This is a genomic window from Yonghaparkia sp. Soil809 (assembly GCF_001429705.1).
In the GTDB taxonomy this organism is placed as follows: Bacteria; Actinomycetota; Actinomycetes; order Actinomycetales; family Microbacteriaceae; genus Microcella.
The window spans coordinates 321,997-342,597 of the sequence record NZ_LMSV01000002.1 but is presented as its reverse complement, the minus strand read 5'-3'; the positions used below and the strand labels follow the sequence as shown (position 1 = coordinate 342,597).

Genomic DNA, 20,601 nt, shown 5'->3' with positions numbered 1-20,601 from the left:
CCGCACCGATCGCGGCCGCGTGCGGGATCACCACTGCGGCGGGTGGAGCCGCACCCGCCGACGGCGCTCCCACTGCGCGCCGAGGGCGAGCAGGTCGGCCTCGCCGCCGGGCCGGCCGATCAGCTGGATGCCCATCGGGAGCCCGGGCTCCGCCGAGTCGCCCGACGTGAGGCCCACGGGGAGGGTGAGGGCGGGGAGTCCGCTGACGTTCACGAAGCTCGTCCACGGCGTGTACTGCACCTGCTGCTCGAAGTTGCGCTCCGCATCCGCGGCGTCGTACCAGCCGAGCGGGCGCGGCGTCATCGCGACGGCGGGCGTCACGACGACGTCGACGCTCGAGAAGCGGCGGATGACCCGGCGCTCGAAGCCCGTGAGCCAGGCGAGCGACTCGAGGAGCCGCTCGACCGGCAGCGCTCGCCCGCGCTCGACGAGCCACGCGGTGAGCGGCTCGAGCAGCGCGAGCTCGGCGTCGGTGCGGGCGGGGATCCCCGCGGCGCCCGCCATCCACACCGTGCGGAAATGGGGGCCGTAGTCGGGCTCCGCGTCGAGCGAGATATCCTCGACGCCGTGGCCGAGCGCCGCGAGCTCGGTGACCGCCTCCTCGAGGGCGGCTCGGGCCTCGGGGGCGATGCCGATGTCCGTCCACGCGTCCCACGGGGAGCTCGTCATGACTCCGAGCTGGAAGCGGCCCTCTCCGCGCACCGCCGCACCGAGGAACGGGCCGTCGTGCGGGCTCGGCGCGCGCGTCGCGAACTCCCAGGGCGTCGCGGTCGCGAGGGCGTCGAGCAGGAGGGCGGCATCCGCCACCGTTCGCGCGATGGGGCCGGGGACGACGAGGCCCGCGAGCCGGTCGAGCCCGCTGCCCCCCGGCAGCCTGCCCCGCGAGGGCTTGAGCCCCACGAGACCGCAGGCGGCGGCGGGGATGCGGATGCTGCCGCCGCCGTCGCTGCCCGGCGCGACGGGGAGGAGCCCGGCCGCGACCGCCGCGGCGGCTCCCCCGCTCGACCCGCCGGCGCCGCGCGCGAGGTCGTACGGGTTGCGCGCGGGAGGAGCGATGAGCGACTCCGTGTACGAGGCGAGACCGTACTCGGGCGCCGCGCTCGCGCCGACGCTCACCGCACCGGCCGCGTCCAGCTGCTCGACGAGCTCGTGCGAGTCGGTCGCGATCGCGTCCGCGTGCAGTCGCGACCCGTAGCTCGTGCGCTGACCCGCGCGGGGAACGAGCTCCTTGTCGGCGATCGGGAGCCCCCACAGCGGCGCGGTGGGCGGCACGGAGCTCTCGACCTCGCGCGCGCGGGCACGGGCGCGCTCGGGCTCGACGACGGTGAGGGCGCCGACGGCCGGGTTGAGCCGCTCGACGCGCGCGAGGTAGTGCTCGAGCAGCTCGCTCGGCGAGACGCGTCCCGCGTGCAGCCATTCCCACTGCTCGAGGGCGGTCAGATGGTGGAGTTCGAACACCCTCGCGAGCCTAGCGACGGCACCCGTGCAACGATTCGGCAACGAAGGCCCGTCCCCGCCTCTCGCACGTGCCCGGTCGGAGTTCCGGCGGTGCGCCGACTGTTAGATTCGCGCCGACGATCTCGCAGCCTAGGAGTGCCATGACCCCGATCCGCCTGCTCTCGAGCGCCACGGCGCTCGTCCTCGCCCTCGGCCTCGTCGGCTGCGCGAGCGAGCCGGAGGAGCCGGCGGCGGTCGAGACGGCCGAGCCGACGACGTCGCCCGAGCCGGTCGAGACCGCCGAGCCCGAGCCGGTCGTGGAGACGTTCGCGATGCCGACCGACTGCACGACGATCCTCCCCGAGGCGCGCGTCGCGTCCTTCCTCGACCAGGGCATCGTGCTCGTCGGCGGTCCGGGCACGGAGATCGGCGCGACCTACCTGCCCGAGCCGACGCGCGAGGAGGCCGCGGGCGGCATCAGCTGCTTCTACGAGGACGAGGCCCGGCCCAACATCGCCGCCTTCACCCTCAGCGTCGCCCCCGTCTCGACGGCGACGCGCGCGCAGATCGTGACCGACCTCACCTCGCAGGGGCTCAACACGGGAGCGACCGAGAACGGCGATGCGACCTTCTGGGTCCTCGGCGACGAGGAGGGCCCCGGCGCCGTGCATCACGTCATCACCGACGACGCCTGGATCTCGGTCATCACTCTTCTGGGCGGCGAGGTCTTCTACGAGGAGGCCGTCGTGATCGCGGGCGACATCCTCGACGTCGTCTACAACTGATCGGCTCACGGCCTCGCCGGCGCGTCAGCGCTTCTTGAGCGACTTCTGCAGCATCACGATGCCGAGCCAGCGCTCGAACTTGAAGCCGACGCGCGCCATCTCGCCGGTCTTCCGGAACCCGAAGCTCTCGTGGAGGGCGATCGACGCCTCCGCCCCGCGGTCGGCGATGACCGCGATGACCTCCTTGATGCCCGCGGCGCGCGAGCGCTCGAGCAGCTCGCCGAGCAGCGATCGCCCGAGCCCCTTGCCGGTGGACGCCGGGCCGAGGTAGATCGAGTTCTCGACCGTGAAGCGGTAGGCGGCCTTCTCCTTCCACGGGTACACGTAGGCGAAGCCGAGGATGACGCCCGCGGGCGACTCGGCGACGAGGAAGGGGTGGCCGAGCGAGCGCACCTTCGCGAACTTCGTCTTGAGCGCCCGGAGGGTCCACGGCTTCTCATCGAAGGTGACGGTCGAGTTCGCGACGTAGTGGTTGTAGATCTCGCGCACCCAGGGCAGGTCGGCCTCGGTCGCCTCGCGGATCGTGTACGCGAACGGCGCCTCCGGCTCGGGCTGCTTGCGCAGGTGCGGCGGCAGCACGCGTCGCGGTTGGTACTCCTCCTCCAGCACGCGCCCAGTCTAGGCGGGCAGCGACCAGTCGACCGCGGCGCCGCCCTGCGCGAGAAGGAGCGCGTTCGCGCGCGAGAACGGGCGGGAGCCGAAGAATCCCGTGCGCGCCGACAGGGGGCTGGGATGCGCGCTCCCGACGACGGGGACGTCGCCGAGCAGCGGCAGCGCCGACTGCGCATCGCGGCCCCACAGGATGGCCACGAGCGGGCCTCCCCGCTCCGCGAGCGCGCGCACCGCGCATCCCGTCACCTCCTCCCAGCCCCGCCCGCGGTGCGAGCCCGGCGAGCCCGGTCGCACCGTGAGGACGCGGTTGAGCAGCAGCACGCCCTGCCTCTGCCAGGCCGAGAGGTCGCCGTGCTCGGGGGTGGCGATGCCGAGGTCGTCGCGCAGCTCGCGGTAGATGTTCACGAGGCTGCGCGGGAGCGGGCGCACATCGCGGTCGACGGCGAAGCTCAGGCCGATCGGGTGCCCGGGGGTCGGGTACGGGTCCTGCCCCAGGATCAGCACGCGGACGTCGGAGAGCGGCGTGCGGAGGGCGCGCAGCACGAGGGGCGCCTCGGGCAGGAAGGGCGAGCCGGCGGCGGACTCGGACTCGAGCTCGGCCAGGAGCGCGACGGCGCGGTCGGCGACAGGGGCGAGCGCGTCGGACCAGTCGGGCGCGACGAGGCCGTCGAGGGGGCCACGCACCTCTGCTAGCGCACCCGCAGCGGCTCGCGCACGAGCTTGTGCTGCGCGGCCTGCGCGACGGGACGGATGGTCACCTCGTCGAGGTTGACGTGGCCGGGCAGCTCGATGGCGTGGACGATGGCCTCCGCGATGTCCTCCGCGAGCAGCGGATGCTCGACCCCGGCGTAGAGAGCCTCGACCTTCGCCGTGTCGCCGCCGAGGCGCTTGATCGCGAACTCCTCCGTACGCACCATTCCCGGCGCGATCTGCACGACTCGCAGGGGCTCGCCCGCGAGCTCGAGCCGCAGCGCGCCCAGCAGCCCGCGGAGGGCGAACTTCGCGGCGTTGTAGGCGCCGCCGCCCTCGTAGGCGACCTGGCCGGCCGTGGAGGTGACCGCGACGATGTCGCCCGATCCGCGCTCGGCCGCGCCCTGCCGCAGCGAGGGCAGGAGCGCCGCGATGGCGGCGTGCGCGGTGAGGACGTTCAGGGCGAAGGAGTCGGCGAGCACCTGGGCGGAGACCGACTCGACCGGGTCGGCGCCGATGGCTCCGCCCGCGTTGGCGACGAGAGCGTGCAGGGGGCCGGCCGCGCGCACCCGTTCGGCCAGGGCATCCGCATCGCTCGCGACGGTCAGATCGGCGACGACGACCGAGCACCCGGTCTCCTCGGCGAGCGCCGCGAGCCGGTCGGCCCGGCGAGCGACGGCGGTCACCTCCCAGCCGTGGGAGCGCAGGAGGCGGACGGTGGCGGCGCCGATGCCGGAGCTCGCCCCCGTGACGACGGCGCGCAGGGTCGGGGCGGTGGTGGAGTCGGTCATGGGGCAACGCTACCCCCGCGCTCGCGCCCCTGCCCTAGCCTGGGCGGATGAGCACCACGACGACGGCGATCGCGCCAGCCCGGGCCCGACCCCCGCGCGAGCGGGTCCCGTTCTGGGACAACGCGCGCTTCGTGTGCATCGCACTCGTCGTCGCCGGTCACGCCATCCAGCGGCTCACCTACGAGAGCGACAACGCGCTCGTCGTCTATCTCTTCATCTACGCCTTCCACATGCCGGCGTTCGCGATCATCAGCGGGTACTTCTCGAAGTCCGGGCCGCCGACCGCCCGCCAGATGCAGCGCGTGATCACCGACATCCTCCTGCCCTACGTGATCATGGAGACGATCTGGACACTGCTGCAGTTCGCGGCCTCCGGCACGCTCGCGCTCAACCCGACGACGCCGTCGTGGACCCTGTGGTTCCTCCTCGCGCTCGGCATCTTCCGGCTCGTGCTGCCCTACCTCGCGCTCGTCCGCTGGCCGCTGCTGTGGGCGATCGTCTTCTCGGTCGGCGTGGGGTACCTCACGAACGTCGACTCGACCTTCTCGCTCTCGCGCGCGATCGGGATCCTGCCGTTCTTCGTCCTGGGCTGGAAGCTCAAGGAGTGGGGCCTCGTCGACCGCTGGCGCCTCGTCGAGCGGCAGACGGTGCCCGCTCGCCTCATCGCCGCCGGTGTGCTCGTGGCGTGGGGCGCCGTGCTCGTGGCCTTCATCGACGTGTGGCGCGCGATGGACCTCCGCTTCTGGTTCTTCTACGACGACTCCTACGAGGGCCTCGGCGAGGACCAGTGGTGGGCCGGCGCGGTGCGGCTGCTGCTCATCGCGCTCGCGATGCTGCTGACCGCGGCCGTGTTCGTGCTCGTGCCGCGGCACGAGACGTGGATGACGGCGTTCGGCCAGTCGACGATGTACGTGTACCTGCTGCACTCGTTCGTCCTGTGGCCGATCCGGGAGTCGGGAGTGATCGGCGGCGAGAACTCGTCCCTCACGTGGCTGCTCGGGCTGCTGTTCGCGAGCGTCGCGATCACGGTGCTGCTCGCGAGCCCGTGGGTGCGGCGCGTCACCCGCCCGATCATCGAGCCGAAGCCGTCGTGGATCTTCCGCCCGGCGGAGGAGACCAGGACCGGCCCGCTGCGCATCGGCCCGTCGCGCACCGATCCGACGGGCGCGCGCCGGCGCTGACGGCGCGCGGGTCGAGCGCCCGGCCGAGCGCGTTACGGCGTGTGTCGGTGCCATTGACCGTCGGATGCCGGCCTCCGTAGCGTGGGCGTGCACCGGGCGCCGACCGTCCGGCCCGCGACCCCACGAGGAGCAACCCCGATGAGCGACTACCAGTTCGAGACGCTGCAGATCCACGCCGGCGCCCAGCCCGACCCGACCACGAAGGCGCGCGCGACGCCGATCTACCGCTCGACGGCCTACGTCTTCGACGACGCGCAGCACGCCAAGAACCTCTTCGCGCTCGCCGAGTTCGGCAACATCTACACGCGCATCCAGAACCCCACCCAGGACGTCGTCGAGCAGCGCGTCGCCGCGCTCGAGGGCGGAACCGCCGCCCTGCTGCTCGCCTCCGGCCAGGCCGCGACGACGTACGCGGTGCTCAACATCGCGCAGGCGGGCGACCACATCGTGTCGTCCTCGAGCATCTACGGCGGCACCTACAACCTCTTCAAGTACACGCTCGCGAAGCTCGGCATCGAGACGACGTTCGTCGAGGACCAGGACGACCCCGCGGCGTGGGCCGCCGCCGTGCGCCCGAACACGAAGCTGTTCTTCGGCGAGACGGTCGGCAACCCCAAGGTGAACATCCTCGACATCGAGAGCGTCGCGGCGGTCGCGCACGAGAACGGCCTCCCGCTCATCGTCGACAACACGATCGCCACCCCGTACCTGATCCGCCCCTTCGAGCACGGCGCCGACATCGTCGTCCACTCGGCGACGAAGTTCCTCGGCGGTCACGGCACCGTCCTCGGCGGCGTGATCGTCGACGGCGGGAAGTTCGCGTGGTCGCAGAACGCCGAGAAGTTCCCCGGCCTCACCGAGCCCGACCCCTCGTACCACGGAGCGAGCTACACGGGCGTGCTCGGCGACGGCATCGCGTACATCATCAAGGCGCGCGTGCAGCTGCTGCGCGACATCGGCGCGGCCGTCTCGCCCGACAACGCCTTCGCGCTCATCCAGGGCATCGAGACTCTGAGCCTGCGCATCGAGCGCCACGTCGAGAACGCGCTCGCGGTCGCCCGCTGGCTCGAGGCCCACCCCGATGTCGCGACGGTCGACTACTCGGGGCTCGACTCGAGCCCCTGGCACGCGGCCGCCCAGAAGTACGCCCCGCGCGGCGTCGGCGCGGTGCTGTCGTTCGAGCTCAAGGGCGGCGTCGACGCCGGCCGCACGCTCGTGGACTCGGTCGAGCTGTTCAGCCACGTCGCCAACATCGGCGACGTGCGCAGCCTCATCATCCACCCGGCGTCGACGACGCACTCGCAGCTCACCCCCGAGCAGCAGCTGACGGCGGGCGTCACGCCCGGGCTCGTGCGGCTCTCGGTCGGGCTCGAGCACATCGACGACATCATCGCCGACCTCGAGGCAGGGTTCGCGGCCGCGCGCGCCGTCGTCGCGGCCAACCGCGAGGACTGACACCGGGCATCCGCCCGCTCTCGCCGGGCCCCCGCCACCGAGTGGCGGGGGCCCGGCGTCGTCTGCGCCAGAATGAGAGTCGACATGGACTGGCAGACCTCCGAAGACACCGTGCCCTCGGCGTTCATCACCGAGGCGAACCGGCGCGCCCTCCGCGGGACACCGCCGGTCACGGGGGCGTGGCGCGAGGGCGACGACGCGGGCGATCGGCTGTTCGCGAACCTCGGGCCGCTCCCGCTGGAGTCGGGCGCGCGGCTGCCGCACGTGCGACTCGCCTACGAGACGTGGGGCGAGCTGGACGATGACGGCAGCAACGCCATCCTCGTCTGCCACGCGCTCACGGGCGACAGCCACCTGACCGGGCGACCCGGGCGCGGGCATCCGACCGCCGGATGGTGGAGCGGCATCGTCGGCCCCGGGCTCGCGATCGACACCGACCGCTACTTCGTCGTCGCCCCCAACATGCTCGGCGGCTGCCAGGGCTCCACGGGCCCCGCATCCTTCTCGCCCGACGGCGCCGAGTGGGGCTCGCGGTTCCCGTACGTCACGGTGCGGGACCAGGTCGCGGCGCAGCGCCTGCTCGTCGACCAGCTCGGCATCGACCGCTTCTTCGCCGTCATCGGCGGGTCGATGGGCGGGATGCACGCGCTCGAGTGGGCCGTCACCCACCCGGAGCGCGTCGCGCGCCTGGCCGTGCTGGCCGCGCCCGCGATCTCGAGCGCCGACCAGATCGCCCTCAACTCGGTGCAGCTCGAGGCGATCCGGATGGACCCGGCCTTCCGCGGCGGCGACTACTACGACGAGGCCGAGGGGCCGTACCGCGGTCTCGCGCTCGCCCGGCGAATGGCCCTGCTCAACTACCGCTCTCCCGACGAGCTCAACGAGCGCTTCGAGCGGTCGTGGCAGGGCGTGCTCGACCCGCTCGGCGGCGGAGGGCGGTTCGCCATCGAGAGCTACCTCGACTTCCACGGCAACAAGTTCACGCGCCGCTTCGACGCCAACAGCTACGTGCGCCTGGTGGAGGCGATGAACTCGCACGACATCACGCGCGGCCGCGGCTCGCTCGCGGAGGTGCTCGCGGGGGTCACAGCGCGCGCGCTCGTGCTCGGCATCGACACCGACCGCCTCTTCCCCGTGGAGCAGCAGCAGGCGATCGCCGCCGCGCTGCCCTCGACGATCCACGGCCGGGAGGCCGTCGTCATCTCCTCCCCCTTCGGCCACGACGCCTTCCTCATCGAGGACGACCTCGTCGGCCCCCGCCTGACCGCGCTGCTCGCGAGCTGACATGCGCGCGCGCCCGCCCCGTCCTGCCGCGCGCACGGCGGGACGGGTCGCGGTCGCGGCCCTCTCGGCGGCCCTCGCCGCCGCCGGCCTGACCGGATGCGCGGGTGCGACCGGCTCGGACTCCCCGCCCCGCCCGGCCCCGGTCGAGGCGCTCCCCGCCTCGACCGACGCGATCGCCGTCGAGGCGGAGGTCTACCGCACGCGCATCGACGCCGCGCGCGACGGCATCCAGCTCTCGGTGACCAATGAGGGGGATGCCGCGCTCGCCCTCGATGGAGCCCGACTCGAATCGCCCCTCCTGAGCGCCGCGCTCGAGCGGATCGACGACGCCGTCATCCCCGCCGGCGCCACCCGGGATCTTCCGATGACCCTCGTCGAGCCCCGGTGCCCCGCCTCGCCCGAGGGCCGCGCGCCCGACGCCCCCGAGGCGGTACTGCTCGTCCCGCTCGCCGACGGCTCGGTCACCGAGCTGCGCGTGCCGACGACCGACCGCATCGGTCAGTGGGCGGCCTGGGTCGAGAGCGCGTGCTTCGCGCAGGCCGTCGCCGAGCGGGTGGAGCTGAGCGTGCGGGCGGACGGCGGCGCGGGCGGGACGATCGGCGTCGAGCTCGTCGTGCGGCCCCGGGAGGGTCCGGTCGGCGACCGCGGCGGCGCGGAGGTCGTGCGCCTGATGAGCGTGAGCGGCACCGTGCTGCTGGGCGCGCTCGACGCCGCCGGTGAGCGCGCGGAGGGCATCCCCCTCGATGTCGTCGTGGACCCCGCGAGCCCGACCGTCGCGCCGATCGTCGTGCCGCTGCGCTTCTCTCCCAACCGGTGCGATGCCCACGCGATCGCCGACGACAAGCAGGGCACGCTGTTCCGCGTCGGGGTCGCGCTCGGGGAGCGGACGGGCACCGTCACGATCGTCTCGGACGACGCGACGAAGGAGGCGCTCTACGCGGCCCTCACCGCGTCGTGCGCCGCGAATGACTGACGCGCACCGCAGGTGACAGACTGTCACCGGAGCGACCCGACGCTCCTCGACGGAGAAGCATGGACCTGATCGCGAAGGAGCGCCGCACGCTCCTCCAGCGCGCCGCCCGGGCCTTCGGGCTCGCCGGCGTCGCCCTGACGGCGATCTGCGTCGCGCTGCCCGGGATCGTCGACCCCGACGTGCTGCCATCGGTGCTCATCGTGCTCGCGGGCCAGGCCGCCGCTCTGGTCATGGTGGGCCGCTCGGGGAACCTCGGCTGGGTGATCCTGTCGATCGTGCTCGGCTGCGGGGCGCTCGCGCTCGCTCAGCTCCCGTGGGGCGAGTCGGCGAACGTCGCCCTGCCCGTCTCGCTCGCGCCGCTCGGCGCCGCCGGCCTCGGCGCGGTCGGCATGGTGCTGAGCGAGCGCACCGGCCGCTGGATCCTCTGGGCGCTCGGCGCGCTCGGCTCGAGCGTCCTGGTCGCGACGGCCGGCCCCACGCGCGGGCTCGTCTCCGTTCCGGCGATCGCCACCCTCGCCGGCTGGGTCATCACGCTCATCATCGGCATCTGGGTCACCGCGGGCGTGCAGCGCGCGATGCGCCGCATCGAGCAGATCGGCCGCTCGCACCAGGCCGAGCGCCAGGCCAGCGAGCTCGAGGCGCAGCGCCGCCAGGGCGCTCGCCTCCTCCACGACACCGTGCTCGCGACGCTCACCCTGCTGGCGCACTCCGGCGTCGGCGTGAGCGAGGACGCCCTTCGGCAGCAGGCCGAGGAGGACGCGCGCCTGCTGCGCCAGCTGCGGCTCGGCTCGACGCCCATGCCGCGGTTCTCGGGCTCGTACAGCCTCGAGCCGGTCGGCGAGACGACGCTCGGCACGACTCTCGAGTCGGTCAAGCAGCGCTTCCTGCGCATGGGGCTGACGGTGCGCTGGCACGGCACCGGCCACGTGCTGCTGCCCAACGACGTGCTCGACGCCTTCCTCCTCGCCCTCGCCGAGTGCCTCGAGAACGTCCGCCGGCACGCGGGCGTCGAGGAGGCCGACGTGACGATCACCGAGAGCGACGACATCGTCCGCGCGGTCGTCACCGATGCCGGCGTCGGCTTCTCTCCCGAGTCGATCAGCCCCGACCGCCTCGGCTTCCGCGAGTCCGTCGTCGCGCGCCTCGGCAACGTCGGCGGCAGCGCCCGCGTCTTCTCCACTCCAGGAGCCGGCACGACCGTGATGCTGGAGGTGCCGCGGCGATGAGCTCCTCGCGCACGAACCCCCGCTACACGCTCCCGGAGGAGAGCACGCTCGGCGGCAGCATCCGCCGCGCCGGCGCCCGCTCGTCGGTGCGCCGCGGCTCGGCGGGCTCCACGCACGCCTCCGCCCTCGGGTCCGGGTTCCTGGGCATCGGGATGGCGATCATCGCGGCGCTGCAGTCGATCCTCGGCGTCGGCCTGTTCTTCCTGCGGGCCGAGGAGTACCCGAGCCTGCTGCCCGGCCTCGGGGCGTGGCTGCTGCTGCTCGTGACCTTCCTGGGGCTCATCGTCACCATCTCGGCCACGGGAGAGCGCCTGCCCGACTGGCTCTACGGCTTCTTCCTCGCCGCTCTCGCCGCCGTCGTGTGGCTCGACTTCATGACGATCGCGCCGCTCGGCGACATCGGCCGCTACGCCACGGCATCGGTGAGCGCGGGGTTCGTGCTGCTCATCGTGGTGACCCTGCGCGCGGGGTGGGAGGTGCTCGTCGCGACGGCCGCGCTCGGCGCGGCCTTCCTCGTCGCGATCATGCTCACCACGCCGCTCACGCCCGTCACCATCCCCCACCAGATCGTCACGGTCGCCCTCGCCGTCGCCCCGGGCATCACCGGCGTGCTGCTCGTCGCCGGATTCGAGCGGATGCTCAAGCGCGAGCTCGACCGCGTCCTCGTCCAGTCGACCGTCACCGCGCCCCGCCTCGCGGTGGGCATGCTCGCCTCGGAGGAGCTCGCGCGCCTCGACCTCGCCGCGGAGGAGCTGCTGGACGCCGTCGCCGTCGGCGGCACCCCGCTCCCGCTCCCGCCGGAGTACTCCTCGCGCGCGGCGACGCTCGCGACCGAGCTGCGCCTGCACCTGCTGGAGGGCCGCCGCGAGACCTGGCTCTTCCACGCCGTCGCGGAGTCGGAGCAGCTGGGCCGGCGCGTCACCATCAGCGACCCGGGAACCCTCGCGGGGCTCCTCGACGACGTCCAGCGAGACGCCCTCCTGGCGGCGCTGTGGATGCTCGGGGCCGACCCGCTCGGATCCACGCCCGCCGAGTCGGTCACCGTCGAGCTCGGCCCCATGACGAGCGGCCGTGTCGACGCCGAGGGCCGCTCGATCATCCCCATCCGGCTGGAGATCGCAGGCCTGCGCCGGAATCGTGTCGATCCGGGTGTGTGGGAGGCCCTGGACCGGGTCGGCCGGTACAGTGACAGCACGGCATCGAGCATCGTCCGCATCGAGATCGACTGCCCCGTCGAGAATCCTGTCGACGCGGGCCGCACGACCTGAGCGAGGGCGAGCAGCGCACCCGAAGCGCGCGAGCCCGCAGCAGAAGCACCGCAGCACCTGCTCACCGAGTCGGAGGACCCGAGTTATGGCATCTGGAAGCGACCCCATCCGTCTGGCGCTCGTCGACGACCACCGCATGCTCCTCGGCGCCCTGACCGAGTGGATCCGCCAGGCCGCCGACGACATCTCGATGGTCGCGGCCGTCGCCAGCTGGCCCGAGCTGCTCGCCCACCCCGAGTTCCCCGTCGAGGTCGTCCTGCTCGACCTGGACCTCAAGGACAACATCCCCGTCTCGCTGAAGATCCAGACCCTGCGCGCGACGGGCGTCTCGGTCGTGCTCATGAGCACCTACTCGGAGCCGAACGTGGTCCGCGAGGCACTCAACGCCGGCGCGCTCGGCTACCTCGTCAAGAGCGAGGACGCGGGCATGATCGTCGAGGCGATCCGCGCGGCGAAGGCCGGCGAATCGTTCATCTCGGCCGAGCTCGACCTCGCCCTCAACGCCGCCGACGTCGGCGGCTCGCCGCGCCTGAGCGCGCAGGAGCGCCGCGTCATGGCGCTGTACGGCGCGGGCGAGCCCGTGAAGGCCGTCGCCTACCAGCTCGGCATCTCGGAGGAGACCGCGAAGAGCTACCTCAAGCGCATCCGCGAGAAGTACCGCATCGCGGGCATCGACGTGGGCACGAAGGTCGGGCTGCGCAAGCAGGCGATCGCCGACGGCATCCTCGTCGACGCGCCCGGCACCTTCACCGCCTAGGAGTCCCCCGCCGGGGCGCGGCGCTCCATCGCGACGCTCACGACGGCGAGCACCGCGCCGCCGACCGCGAGAGCGAGCCCGACCCACGCCGGCGCGAGATAGCCCCAGCCCGCGGCCACGACCAGCCCGCCGAGGAACGCCCCGCTCGCGTTGCCGAGATTCAGGGCCGAGTGGTTGAGGGCCGCCGCGAGCGTCTGCGCCCGCCCCGCGACATCCATCAATCGGGTCTGGATGATCGGGCTCACGGTCGCCGCCGCGAAGCCGACGAGGAATGTCGCGACGAACAGCCCGACGACGGTGCCGCCGACGACGCCCAGCAGCAGGAGGGAGCCGATGAGCGCCGCGAAGCCCTGGAACATCGCGCGCACCGTGCCGCCGTCGGCCAGGCGCCCGCCGACGAGGTTGCCCATCGTCATCGCGATGCCGGTGGAGATGAGGATCACCGGTACCACCGCTGCCGGCAGGCCGGCGAGCTCGGTGATCATGGGGGCGATGTAGGTGTACATCGCGAAGAAGCCGCCGAAGCCGACCGCGCCGACGCCGAGGGAGATCCAGACCTGGGGCCGGGCGAAGGCGCTGAGCTCGGAGCGGACCGTCGACGTCGGGTCGCCCGGCTGCCGGGGCACGAGCGCGCGGATCGCCACGAAGGTCGCCGCGAACAGCGCGGCGACGAGCAGGTAGGCCGGTCGCCAGCCGGCGTGCTGGCCGACCCACGTGATGATCGGGACTCCGATGACGGTCGCGACCGTGAGACCCGAGAGCACGAGAGCGACGCCCTGCCCGCGCTTGCCCGGCCCCATGAGGTCGGCGGCGACGAGGGCCGCGACGCCGAAGTAGGCGCCATGCGGCAGCGCCGCGACGAAGCGCGCGGCGAGAACCGTCTCGAAGGTCGGGAGGGTCGCCGAGGCGATCGTGCCGAGCGTGAACGCCGCCGCGAGCCACAGCAGCAGGGTGCGCCGAGGCACGCGCGCCGCGAACGCCGCGATCGTCGGCGCGCCGACGACGACGCCGAGCGCGTAGGCGGTGATGAGAAGGCCGGCCTGCGCGATCGCGACATCGGGGTCCTGAGCATGGATGCCCGGCAGCAGGTCGATCGCGAGCTCGGGCAGCAGCCCCATCGCCACGAACTCGGTCGAGCCGATGCCGAACCCGCCGAGGCTCAGGGCCAGCAGCGCCGCGATGACGCGGCGACGGCTCAGCGGGCTGCCGTGCCGATCACGGGCGACGAAGGACTCGTCCTGGTCGACGACGGGCACAGGGGCGGTGGGGAAGCTCACGGGACCTCTTCGCGATCGGGGACCCGGACATCCTATCGAAACGATTCGATCGGCTGAGTCATTCCCGTCGCCGGCCTCTCCCCGGGGTATGCCGCCGCCGATCAGCCGCCGAAGCGGTACCAGTGGCGCACGTGGTCACGGTCGTGCCGCGCCTGCCAGAACTCGATCTCGGTCGGGCTCAGCGCCCACGCGGCCCAGTCGGGGTTGGCGTCGCCCGTGCTCGCGGGGCGGGCGCGCCAGTCGGCCGCGGCGACGTCGCTCGAGAGCTCCTCGACCTCGCCCGTGACGCGCACCTGGCGACCGCGGGCCGGCCAGTAGAAGGTCATGGAGGCGAACGGGTTCGCGGCGAGGTCGACCCCCTTGCGGGTCGAGCGAGCGCCCGCGAAGACCCACAGACCGTCGACGAGATCCTTGAGGATGAGCGTGCGCGCCGTCACATGGCCGGTGGGGCCCGCGGTCGAGAGCGTGAAGGCGTGCGGCTGGTGCACGCCGTGGGCGAGGGCGTCGTCGAGCCAGCCGACGAAGAGCTGCTGCGGGTCGGCGGGCGCGGAGTCCGGGTCGAAGCTCGGGAGCTCGGCGGGGAAGTCGGGCAGTGCTCGCAGGCGGTCGCGCTGGGACTCGATCATGGCGTCAGCGTAGACCGGGCATCCTGCGCACGGCGAGAGCGCGTGCGCGCGCCCAGTCGACGCGCGCGGCGCAGAGGTGCGGGCGGGCTAGGCGCTCTTCTCGCGGCGCACGGGGCGGCGCGGCACGATCGTCGGCGCGGCGTTCTCGAGCACGGCGGCCCGGGTGACGACGACGCGCGCGACCTGGTCGTTCGAGGGCACCTCGAACATGATCGGGCCGAGCACCTCCTCCAGGATCGCGCGCAGGCCGCGAGCGCCGGTCTGGCGCAGCACGGCGAGGTCGGCGATCGCGTCGAGGGCGTCCTGCTCGAACTCCAGCTCGACGCCGTCGATCTCGAACATGCGCTGGTACTGGCGCACGAGCGCGTTGCGCGGCGTCGTGAGGATGTCGATGAGGGCCGAGCGGTCGAGCGGCGAGACCGTCGTGACGACGGGGAGGCGGCCGATGAACTCGGGGATGAGGCCGAACTTGTGGAGGTCTTCGGGCAGGACCTCGCTGAAGATGTTCTTCTCCTGCGCCTTGTCGTGCAGCGGGGCACCGAAGCCGATGCCGCGCTTGCCCGCGCGCTGACTGATGATGTCCTCCAGGCCGGCGAAGGCGCCCGCGACGATGAACAGGACGTTCGTCGTGTCGATCTGGATGAACTCCTGGTGCGGGTGCTTGCGACCGCCCTGCGGCGGGACGCTCGCGACGGTGCCCTCGAGGATCTTCAGCAGCGCCTGCTGCACGCCCTCGCCCGAGACGTCGCGCGTGATCGACGGGTTCTCGGCCTTGCGGGCGATCTTGTCGACCTCGTCGATGTAGATGATGCCCGTCTCGGCGCGCTTGACGTCGTAGTCGGCGGCCTGGATGAGCTTCAGGAGGATGTTCTCCACGTCCTCCCCCACGTAGCCGGCCTCGGTCAGAGCGGTGGCGTCGGCGACGGCGAAGGGCACGTTGAGTCGCTTCGCGAGCGTCTGGGCGAGATAGGTCTTGCCGCAGCCGGTCGGGCCGATGAGCAGGATGTTGCTCTTGGCGATCTCGACGTCGTCGGCGAGCTGGTCGGCCGCGGTGAGGGTCTGGCGGGCGCGGATGCGCTTGTAGTGGTTGTAGACGGCGACCGAGAGCGACTTCTTCGCCGCGACCTGGCCGATCACGTACTCCTCGAGGAAGGCGTAGATCTCCTTCGGCTTCGGGAGCTCGAACTCGGCCGTGGCCTGCTCGTTCGACTCGGCGAGACGCTCCTCGATGATCTCGTTGCAGAGCTCGACGCACTCGTCGCAGATGTAGACGCCGGGGCCGGCGATGAGCTGCTGGACCTGCTTCTGGCTCTTGCCGCAGAACGAGCACTTGAGCAGGTCGGCGCTTTCTCCGATGCGGGCCATGGCGCCCTCCTCCCTGGTTGACCCCGAGCCTAGCCCGACGAGCCGACGTTCGTGACGCGCCGCGCTCCCCCGCGCGCCCGTCGCTCGCGGGCCCCGCTCCGAACACAGCTCGACCCGCCGCCGCGGGCGTACCCTGGAAGGGACATGAGGATGCACGCCGACCTGGCCGCCCGACGCTCGCGCGTCGCCGCGTCGTGGATCGTCGCCCTCGTCACCACGGTCGTCGCGGCCTCCGCCCACACCCTCGCGGGCGGCGCGGCACCGCACGCCCTCGCCCTTCTCGTGGGCGTCGGCGCCTCGGGCTTCCTCGGTATGACGGCGCTCTCGGCCCTCCGTGCCGGCCGCCTGTCGCGCCTCGGCCTCGCGGCCGTCGTCGCGCTCGACCAGACCGTCTTTCACCTCGTCTTCTCGCTGCTGGGCCCGGCGGGCGGGGCCGCCGTCGCCACGGGCGCGGATGCCCCGGCCGGCCACCCGGCGCACGGCGCGATCGAGGCGGCCGCCGTCGCGATCGCGCCCGCGGGCATCCCCGTCGAGGCGGCCGCGCCGCTCGCCGGCGCGACCGCGCTCATGGGGCTGCACCACGCCGTCGCCGCCCTGACCTCGTACGCGCTGCTGCGCCGAGGCTCGGAGGCCGTCGCCGCGGCCCTGCACGCGCTCGGGCTGGCGCTCGCGCGCCTGCTCGAGCCGGTCGTCGCGGCCGCGGCTCCCGTGGTCGGTCGCGCCCCGCTCGGCGGCGCCGGTCGGCGCCTCCTTCCGGCCGTCGTCGTGCTCGGCGGCTCGGGGCGGCGCGGGCCGCCCGCGGTCGCGCTCGCGCGCTAGTCGCGCCGGGCATCCCGCGACCCCACATTCATCGCGCCGTCGATCCGCCTCCGGGCGCCCGGCGCACCCGCACGGAAGAAGCACGACCATGACCGCACGAACCCTGTCCACCGCCCCCGCCCCCGCTGCCGCTCCGGCTGGCGCTCCGCGCGCCCGCCGCGCGGGCATCGCCGCCCTCGCGCTCGCGGCGGGCGCCGGCCTCGCGATCGCCGGCCCGACCGCCGCCTTCGCCCATGTGAGCGCCTCGAGCGACTCGACCGCCCCCGGCGGCCGCGCGCTCGTCACCTTCTCGATGTCGCACGGCTGCGAGGGGTCGTCGACGACCGTCGTGACGATCGACATCCCCGAGAGCATCCCGACGGTCGCGCCGACCGTCTACGCCGGCTGGAGCGTCGAGAAGGTCATGGTGCCGCTCGACGCGCCGATCGAGACCGAGTACGACACGCTCACCGAGCGCGTCGGGCAGATCGTCTACACGGCGACCGACGCGCCGCTCGCCGACGGCTACCGCGCCGCCTTCGACCTGCAGGTGACGCTGCCCGAGGGCGAGCCGGGCGAGCGCATCGAGTTCCCGACGACGCAGACGTGCGAGGTCGGCACGGCCGCCTGGACGGGCGAGGATGCGCCCGTCGTGACCCTCACCGACGGCGCGGCGGAGGACGACCACGACTCCGCCGACGCCGGTGGGCACAGCGAGGCCGACGACTCCGCGACTCTCACGAGCGCGACGCGCGAGGCGAGCGGTGGAGGCGATGACCTCATCGTGCGCATCCTCGGCGCCCTCGGCCTCGTCGCCGGGACGGCCGCCCTCACTCTCGCGCTCGTGCGTCGCCGCGGGGCCTCCTCGTGAGCCGCGCAATCGCGCGCGTCGCCCGCGCCGGCGTCGCGACCCTCGCGGCCTCCGCCGCGCTCGTCCTCGGGCTCGCGGCCCCGGCCGCCGCGCACGACTACGTCGTCGACTCCACGCCCTCCGACGGCGCGACGATCACCGCGCTGCCGGAGGCGTGGACGGTCACCGCGAACAACCCGCTCCTCACGCTCGAGGGCAACGACGGCGCCTTCGCGATCGTCGTCACCGACGCCGACGGGCTCTACTACGGCGACGGGTGCGTCGAGGTCACCGGCGCGACCATGGCCGCGCCCGCCGCGCTCGGCGAGCCGGGCGAGTACGCGATGACCTTCCAGTACGTCTCGAGCGACGGTCACACGCTGTCGGAGACGTACGCGTTCACCTACGCGCCCGAGGGCGACGAGCCCGTCACCGAGGGCTCGACCACGGCGCCCGAGTGCGGCGGCGAGCCTGCGGCCGGCGCGGGCGGGGACGACGACGCGCGCGGCGACGGTGCGGCCTCCGACGAGAGCGCGACCGTGCTCGCCGGCGTCGCCTGGATCGGCGGCGGGCTGCTCGCCGCGGCCGCCATCGCGACGATCATCGTGCTCGCGAACCGGCGCCGCCCCGCGGGCGACTGAACGCGCGAGAACGACGCGGGCCCCGCATCCTGAATCGGATGCGGGGCCCGCGGTCGTCCGCCTGTCGGCGCGGCCGGATGCTCAGCTCGCGGTGAGCGCCGGGAGCGTCTTGCGGCTCGTGAGGACCTGGTCGATGAGGCCGTACTCGAGCGCTTCCGAGGCGATGAGGATCTTGTCGCGATCGATGTCCTTGTTGACCTGCTCGACCGTGCGGTTCGAGTGCTTCGACAGCGTGTGCTCGAGCCACTCGCGGAGGCGCGCGATCTCCTTCGCCTGGATCTCGATGTCGGACGCCTGGCCGCGGCCCGCGTCACCCGTCGCCGGCTGGTGGATGAGCACGCGCGCGTTCGGCAGCGCGAGGCGCTTGCCGGGCGAGCCCGCCGCGAGCAGCACCGCGGCGGCCGAGGCCGCCTGGCCGAGCACGACCGTCTGGATCTGCGGGCGGATGTACTGCATCGTGTCGTAGATCGCCGTCATGGCCGTGAACGAGCCGCCGGGGCTGTTGATGTACATGACGATGTCGCGGTCCGGGTCCTGCGACTCGAGGACGAGCAGCTGGGCCATGACGTCGTCGGCCGACGCGTCGTCGACCTGCACACCGAGGAAGATGATGCGGTCCTCGAAGAGCTTCGCGTACGGGTCCTGGCGCTTGTAGCCGTAGGCCGTGCGCTCCTCGAAGCTGGGCAGGATGTAGCGGCTGCTCGGCATCGCGAGCGGGGTGCCGCCGAGGTTCGGGGTCTCCATGGGGGTCTCTCTCTCGTACTCGCGGATGCCTAGGCCTGGGTTCCGCCGCCGCCGACGATGTCGGTGGCCGAGGAGCGGATGTGGTCGACGAAGCCGTACGCGAGGGCCTCCTCGGCGTTGAACCAGCGGTCGCGGTCGCCGTCGGCGTTGACCTGCTCGACCGACTTGCCCGTCGCCTCGGCGGTGATCGCCGCGAGACGGTGCTTCATGTCGGAGATCAGCTGGGCCTGCGTCTGGATGTCGCTCGCTGTTCCGCCGAAGCCGCCGTGCGGCTGGTGCAGCAGCACGCGCGCGTTGGGCGTGATGTAGCGCTTGCCCTTCGTGCCGGCCGTCAGCAGCAGCTGGCCCATCGACGCCGCCATGCCGATGCCGACCGTTACGATGTCGTTCGGCACGAACTGCATGGTGTCGTAGATCGCCATGCCCGCCGTGATCGAGCCGCCGGGCGAGTTGATGTACAGGTAGATGTCCTTGTGCGGGTCCTCCGCAGCGAGGAGCAGCAGCTTCGCCGCGATCTCGTTGGCGTTGTCGTCGCGCACCTCGGAACCGAGCCAGATGATGCGGTCCTTGAGGAGTCGATCGAAAACGCTGTTGGGCATTGCCGGTTCGGCCATGGGGTTGAGCTCCTGTTCGTCTCGTGGTTCGAATCTACAGAAGCCAACCCGCGAGCCCGGCCGTGTTCGCCGTGGGCAGAGAACGCGTCGCGCGGGTCGCTACCGTGGCCCCGTGATGCGATTCCGGCCGCCCTCCCCCGCCGACCTCCCGGCCCTCTACCGCGTGTGCCTGCTGACCGGCGACGCGGGCTCGGATGCGTCGGCGCTGCACGACGACCCCGACCTGCTCGGACACCACTGGGCCGGGCCGCAGTCGGTGCACGACCCGGCCATGTGCGAGGTCGTCGAGGACGACGCGGGTCTCGCCGGGTACCTCGTGGGAGTCGCGTCGACCTCCGACTTCGAGGAGTGGTGCGGGCGCGAGTGGTGGCCCGCGCTGCGCGAGCGGTACCGGCTCGGCGTGGAGCGACGCCAGGCGGACGCGGAGCTCGTGCGGAGCATCCACCGCCCCGATCGCACGCCGCCGGCGATCACCGCGTTATTCCCCGCCCACTTCCACGTGAACCTCCTGCCACGCGCGCAGGGGCGGGGCATCGGGCGGATGCTCATCGCGCGGCTCATCGCCCGCCTCGAGCAGCGCGGCGCGAGCGGCGTGCACCTCGGGGTCGAGCCCGCGAACACCCGGGCGATCGGCTTCTACCGGCACCTCGGATTCACGGAGGTCGCCGTCGAGGACGACGGCGGGCTCATCCTCGGCCTGCGGCTCGGGTGAACGGCCTGACATGGCGCGACCTCGGTGGGTGAGCCACACGCGCCGCGGTATGTGAGGAAGACTACGGTCATGCGCCCTTCCCGCCGCCTGCAGTTCGTCGGAACGTCCGCCCTCTTCGCGGCTTTCATCTCCGGCGCCCTCGCGCTTTTCCTCGCGGCGATCGTCGCGGGCGCGATGCTGCGGTACTCGGACGCTGGCGCCGCGCAGGGCACGTGCCTCAGCGTCGGTGCGGGACCGGGCGTGATCGCGAGCGAGGCGGCGGTGCCGATCGGCGAGCCGAGCGCGTGGCCGCTCGGGCTGCGATGCATCTTCCCCGCCGCCGACGGCGGCACGATCGTGGTGGAGCCGGACCTGACGCTCTCGATGCTCGCGGTCGCGAGCGTGGGTCTCGCAGCGGCCGGGGCGGCGGCGTGGACTTTCGGCTGCGAGCGCCGACGACTCGCCCGCCACGAGCGCGTTCTGGAGCTGCGGCTCGGGTGAGACGCACGACGGGCCCGGAGCGAGATGCTCCGGGC

General features: G+C 73.0%; 22 protein-coding genes. 13 read left to right on the top strand and 9 right to left on the bottom strand.

From position 1 onward, the window contains the following. Positions 1–27: 27 nt before the first annotated feature. Positions 28–1,458, bottom strand: a complete 1,431-nt coding sequence (locus ASG83_RS09220) for an amidase (RefSeq protein ID WP_055860308.1) — start codon at positions 1,456–1,458, stop codon at positions 28–30. A 140-nt stretch (positions 1,459–1,598) separates the two neighbouring features. Here ASG83_RS09220 and ASG83_RS09215 point away from each other — a divergent pair, with 140 nt between their 5' ends. Next, positions 1,599–2,222: a hypothetical protein gene (locus ASG83_RS09215; RefSeq protein ID WP_055860305.1), complete on the top strand. Its 624-nt coding sequence runs from the start codon at positions 1,599–1,601 to the stop codon at positions 2,220–2,222. Between the two features lie 24 nt (positions 2,223–2,246). Here ASG83_RS09215 and ASG83_RS09210 read toward each other — a convergent pair whose 3' ends face one another. From ASG83_RS09210 to ASG83_RS09200, 3 genes are read right to left on the bottom strand one after another with little or no spacing between them, the layout of a single operon-like run. Then, positions 2,247–2,831: a GNAT family N-acetyltransferase gene (locus ASG83_RS09210; protein WP_055860302.1), complete on the bottom strand. Its 585-nt coding sequence runs from the start codon at positions 2,829–2,831 to the stop codon at positions 2,247–2,249. 9 nt (positions 2,832–2,840) lie between these two features. Continuing rightward, positions 2,841–3,518 (bottom strand): uracil-DNA glycosylase, encoded by a 678-nt coding sequence (locus tag ASG83_RS09205; RefSeq protein WP_055860298.1) that lies wholly within the window; start codon positions 3,516–3,518, stop codon positions 2,841–2,843. A gap of 5 nt (positions 3,519–3,523) precedes the next feature. Continuing rightward, on the bottom strand, positions 3,524–4,315 hold the full coding sequence (locus ASG83_RS09200) for an SDR family oxidoreductase (RefSeq protein ID WP_055860295.1): 792 nt from the start codon (positions 4,313–4,315) through the stop codon (positions 3,524–3,526). 47 nt (positions 4,316–4,362) lie between these two features. Here ASG83_RS09200 and ASG83_RS09195 point away from each other — a divergent pair, with 47 nt between their 5' ends. From ASG83_RS09195 to ASG83_RS09165, 7 genes are all read left to right on the top strand, one after another. Further along, positions 4,363–5,496, top strand: coding sequence for an acyltransferase family protein (locus ASG83_RS09195; protein ID WP_055860292.1), 1,134 nt, complete (start codon positions 4,363–4,365; stop codon positions 5,494–5,496). Positions 5,497–5,634: 138 nt separating this feature from the next. Beyond that, positions 5,635–6,951: a bifunctional o-acetylhomoserine/o-acetylserine sulfhydrylase gene (locus tag ASG83_RS09190; protein WP_055860289.1), complete on the top strand. Its 1,317-nt coding sequence runs from the start codon at positions 5,635–5,637 to the stop codon at positions 6,949–6,951. An 84-nt stretch (positions 6,952–7,035) separates the two neighbouring features. Beyond that, positions 7,036–8,235: a homoserine O-acetyltransferase gene (locus ASG83_RS09185; RefSeq protein ID WP_055860286.1), complete on the top strand. Its 1,200-nt coding sequence runs from the start codon at positions 7,036–7,038 to the stop codon at positions 8,233–8,235. Between the two features lies 1 nt (position 8,236). Next, positions 8,237–9,208 (top strand): hypothetical protein, encoded by a 972-nt coding sequence (locus ASG83_RS09180; RefSeq protein WP_055860283.1) that lies wholly within the window; start codon positions 8,237–8,239, stop codon positions 9,206–9,208. 59 nt (positions 9,209–9,267) lie between these two features. Then, complete coding sequence (locus ASG83_RS09175) at positions 9,268–10,434, top strand: sensor histidine kinase (protein ID WP_055860280.1); 1,167 nt, start codon at positions 9,268–9,270, stop codon at positions 10,432–10,434. After that, entirely contained in the window at positions 10,431–11,702 is a 1,272-nt protein-coding gene (locus ASG83_RS09170; RefSeq protein ID WP_055860277.1) for a hypothetical protein, read from the top strand. Before ASG83_RS09175 ends, ASG83_RS09170 begins: the two co-directional genes overlap by 4 nt. Before the next feature lie 85 nt (positions 11,703–11,787). Then, complete coding sequence (locus ASG83_RS09165; protein WP_055860274.1) at positions 11,788–12,459, top strand: response regulator transcription factor; 672 nt, start codon at positions 11,788–11,790, stop codon at positions 12,457–12,459. Here the strand turns inward: ASG83_RS09165 and ASG83_RS09160 are convergent. From ASG83_RS09160 to clpX, 3 genes are all read right to left on the bottom strand, one after another. Then, the gene (locus ASG83_RS09160) at positions 12,456–13,640 is read right to left on the bottom strand and encodes an MFS transporter (RefSeq protein ID WP_082515103.1); all 1,185 of its coding nucleotides are present in this window, start codon (positions 13,638–13,640) and stop codon (positions 12,456–12,458) included. The genes ASG83_RS09165 and ASG83_RS09160 overlap by 4 nt on opposite strands. A 197-nt stretch (positions 13,641–13,837) precedes the next feature. Beyond that, on the bottom strand, positions 13,838–14,362 hold the full coding sequence (locus ASG83_RS09155; protein WP_055860271.1) for a pyridoxal 5'-phosphate synthase: 525 nt from the start codon (positions 14,360–14,362) through the stop codon (positions 13,838–13,840). Between the two features lie 87 nt (positions 14,363–14,449). After that, positions 14,450–15,727, bottom strand: a complete 1,278-nt coding sequence (gene clpX, locus ASG83_RS09150; protein ID WP_055860268.1) for an ATP-dependent Clp protease ATP-binding subunit ClpX — start codon at positions 15,725–15,727, stop codon at positions 14,450–14,452. 144 nt (positions 15,728–15,871) lie between these two features. On the opposite strand from clpX, the gene ASG83_RS09145 reads away from it, so the two are divergent. From ASG83_RS09145 to ASG83_RS09135, 3 genes are all read left to right on the top strand, one after another. Further along, on the top strand, positions 15,872–16,546 hold the full coding sequence (locus ASG83_RS09145; protein WP_156376810.1) for a hypothetical protein: 675 nt from the start codon (positions 15,872–15,874) through the stop codon (positions 16,544–16,546). An 88-nt stretch (positions 16,547–16,634) separates the two neighbouring features. After that, positions 16,635–17,396, top strand: coding sequence for a YcnI family protein (locus ASG83_RS09140; protein WP_055860262.1), 762 nt, complete (start codon positions 16,635–16,637; stop codon positions 17,394–17,396). Further along, on the top strand, positions 17,393–18,016 hold the full coding sequence (locus ASG83_RS09135; RefSeq protein WP_055860258.1) for a copper resistance protein CopC: 624 nt from the start codon (positions 17,393–17,395) through the stop codon (positions 18,014–18,016). The genes ASG83_RS09140 and ASG83_RS09135 overlap by 4 nt, the downstream gene beginning before the upstream one ends. A gap of 81 nt (positions 18,017–18,097) precedes the next feature. Here the strand turns inward: ASG83_RS09135 and ASG83_RS09130 are convergent, their stop codons facing one another. Both ASG83_RS09130 and ASG83_RS09125 read right to left on the bottom strand, forming a co-directional pair. After that, positions 18,098–18,760: an ATP-dependent Clp protease proteolytic subunit gene (locus ASG83_RS09130; protein ID WP_055860255.1), complete on the bottom strand. Its 663-nt coding sequence runs from the start codon at positions 18,758–18,760 to the stop codon at positions 18,098–18,100. 29 nt (positions 18,761–18,789) lie between these two features. Then, a complete protein-coding gene (locus ASG83_RS09125; RefSeq protein WP_082515020.1) occupies positions 18,790–19,374 on the bottom strand; it encodes an ATP-dependent Clp protease proteolytic subunit in 585 nt (194 codons plus the stop codon). A gap of 115 nt (positions 19,375–19,489) precedes the next feature. On the opposite strand from ASG83_RS09125, the gene ASG83_RS09120 reads away from it, so the two are divergent. Both ASG83_RS09120 and ASG83_RS09115 read left to right on the top strand, forming a co-directional pair. Then, positions 19,490–20,086 carry a GNAT family N-acetyltransferase gene (locus ASG83_RS09120; RefSeq protein WP_055862001.1) on the top strand — a complete coding sequence of 199 codons (597 nt, stop codon included), beginning with the start codon at positions 19,490–19,492 and terminating at the stop codon, positions 20,084–20,086. Between the two features lie 69 nt (positions 20,087–20,155). Next, complete coding sequence (locus tag ASG83_RS09115; protein ID WP_055860248.1) at positions 20,156–20,566, top strand: hypothetical protein; 411 nt, start codon at positions 20,156–20,158, stop codon at positions 20,564–20,566. The last annotated feature ends 35 nt before the right edge of the window (positions 20,567–20,601 follow it).

Coding starts and splice junctions, on each gene's coding strand:
- ASG83_RS09215 (WP_055860305.1), top strand. CDS start 1,599: ATGACCCCGATCCGCCTGCTCTCGAGCGCCACGGCGCTCGTCCTCGCC.
- ASG83_RS09200 (WP_055860295.1), bottom strand. CDS start 4,315: ATGACCGACTCCACCACCGCCCCGACCCTGCGCGCCGTCGTCACGGGG.
- ASG83_RS09195 (WP_055860292.1), top strand. CDS start 4,363: ATGAGCACCACGACGACGGCGATCGCGCCAGCCCGGGCCCGACCCCCG.
- ASG83_RS09190 (WP_055860289.1), top strand. CDS start 5,635: ATGAGCGACTACCAGTTCGAGACGCTGCAGATCCACGCCGGCGCCCAG.
- ASG83_RS09185 (WP_055860286.1), top strand. CDS start 7,036: ATGGACTGGCAGACCTCCGAAGACACCGTGCCCTCGGCGTTCATCACC.
- ASG83_RS09180 (WP_055860283.1), top strand. CDS start 8,237: ATGCGCGCGCGCCCGCCCCGTCCTGCCGCGCGCACGGCGGGACGGGTC.
- ASG83_RS09175 (WP_055860280.1), top strand. CDS start 9,268: ATGGACCTGATCGCGAAGGAGCGCCGCACGCTCCTCCAGCGCGCCGCC.
- ASG83_RS09170 (WP_055860277.1), top strand. CDS start 10,431: ATGAGCTCCTCGCGCACGAACCCCCGCTACACGCTCCCGGAGGAGAGC.
- ASG83_RS09165 (WP_055860274.1), top strand. CDS start 11,788: ATGGCATCTGGAAGCGACCCCATCCGTCTGGCGCTCGTCGACGACCAC.
- ASG83_RS09155 (WP_055860271.1), bottom strand. CDS start 14,362: ATGATCGAGTCCCAGCGCGACCGCCTGCGAGCACTGCCCGACTTCCCC.
- clpX (WP_055860268.1), bottom strand. CDS start 15,727: ATGGCCCGCATCGGAGAAAGCGCCGACCTGCTCAAGTGCTCGTTCTGC.
- ASG83_RS09145 (WP_156376810.1), top strand. CDS start 15,872: ATGAGGATGCACGCCGACCTGGCCGCCCGACGCTCGCGCGTCGCCGCG.
- ASG83_RS09140 (WP_055860262.1), top strand. CDS start 16,635: ATGACCGCACGAACCCTGTCCACCGCCCCCGCCCCCGCTGCCGCTCCG.
- ASG83_RS09130 (WP_055860255.1), bottom strand. CDS start 18,760: ATGGAGACCCCGAACCTCGGCGGCACCCCGCTCGCGATGCCGAGCAGC.
- ASG83_RS09125 (WP_082515020.1), bottom strand. CDS start 19,374: ATGGCCGAACCGGCAATGCCCAACAGCGTTTTCGATCGACTCCTCAAG.
- ASG83_RS09120 (WP_055862001.1), top strand. CDS start 19,490: ATGCGATTCCGGCCGCCCTCCCCCGCCGACCTCCCGGCCCTCTACCGC.
- ASG83_RS09115 (WP_055860248.1), top strand. CDS start 20,156: ATGCGCCCTTCCCGCCGCCTGCAGTTCGTCGGAACGTCCGCCCTCTTC.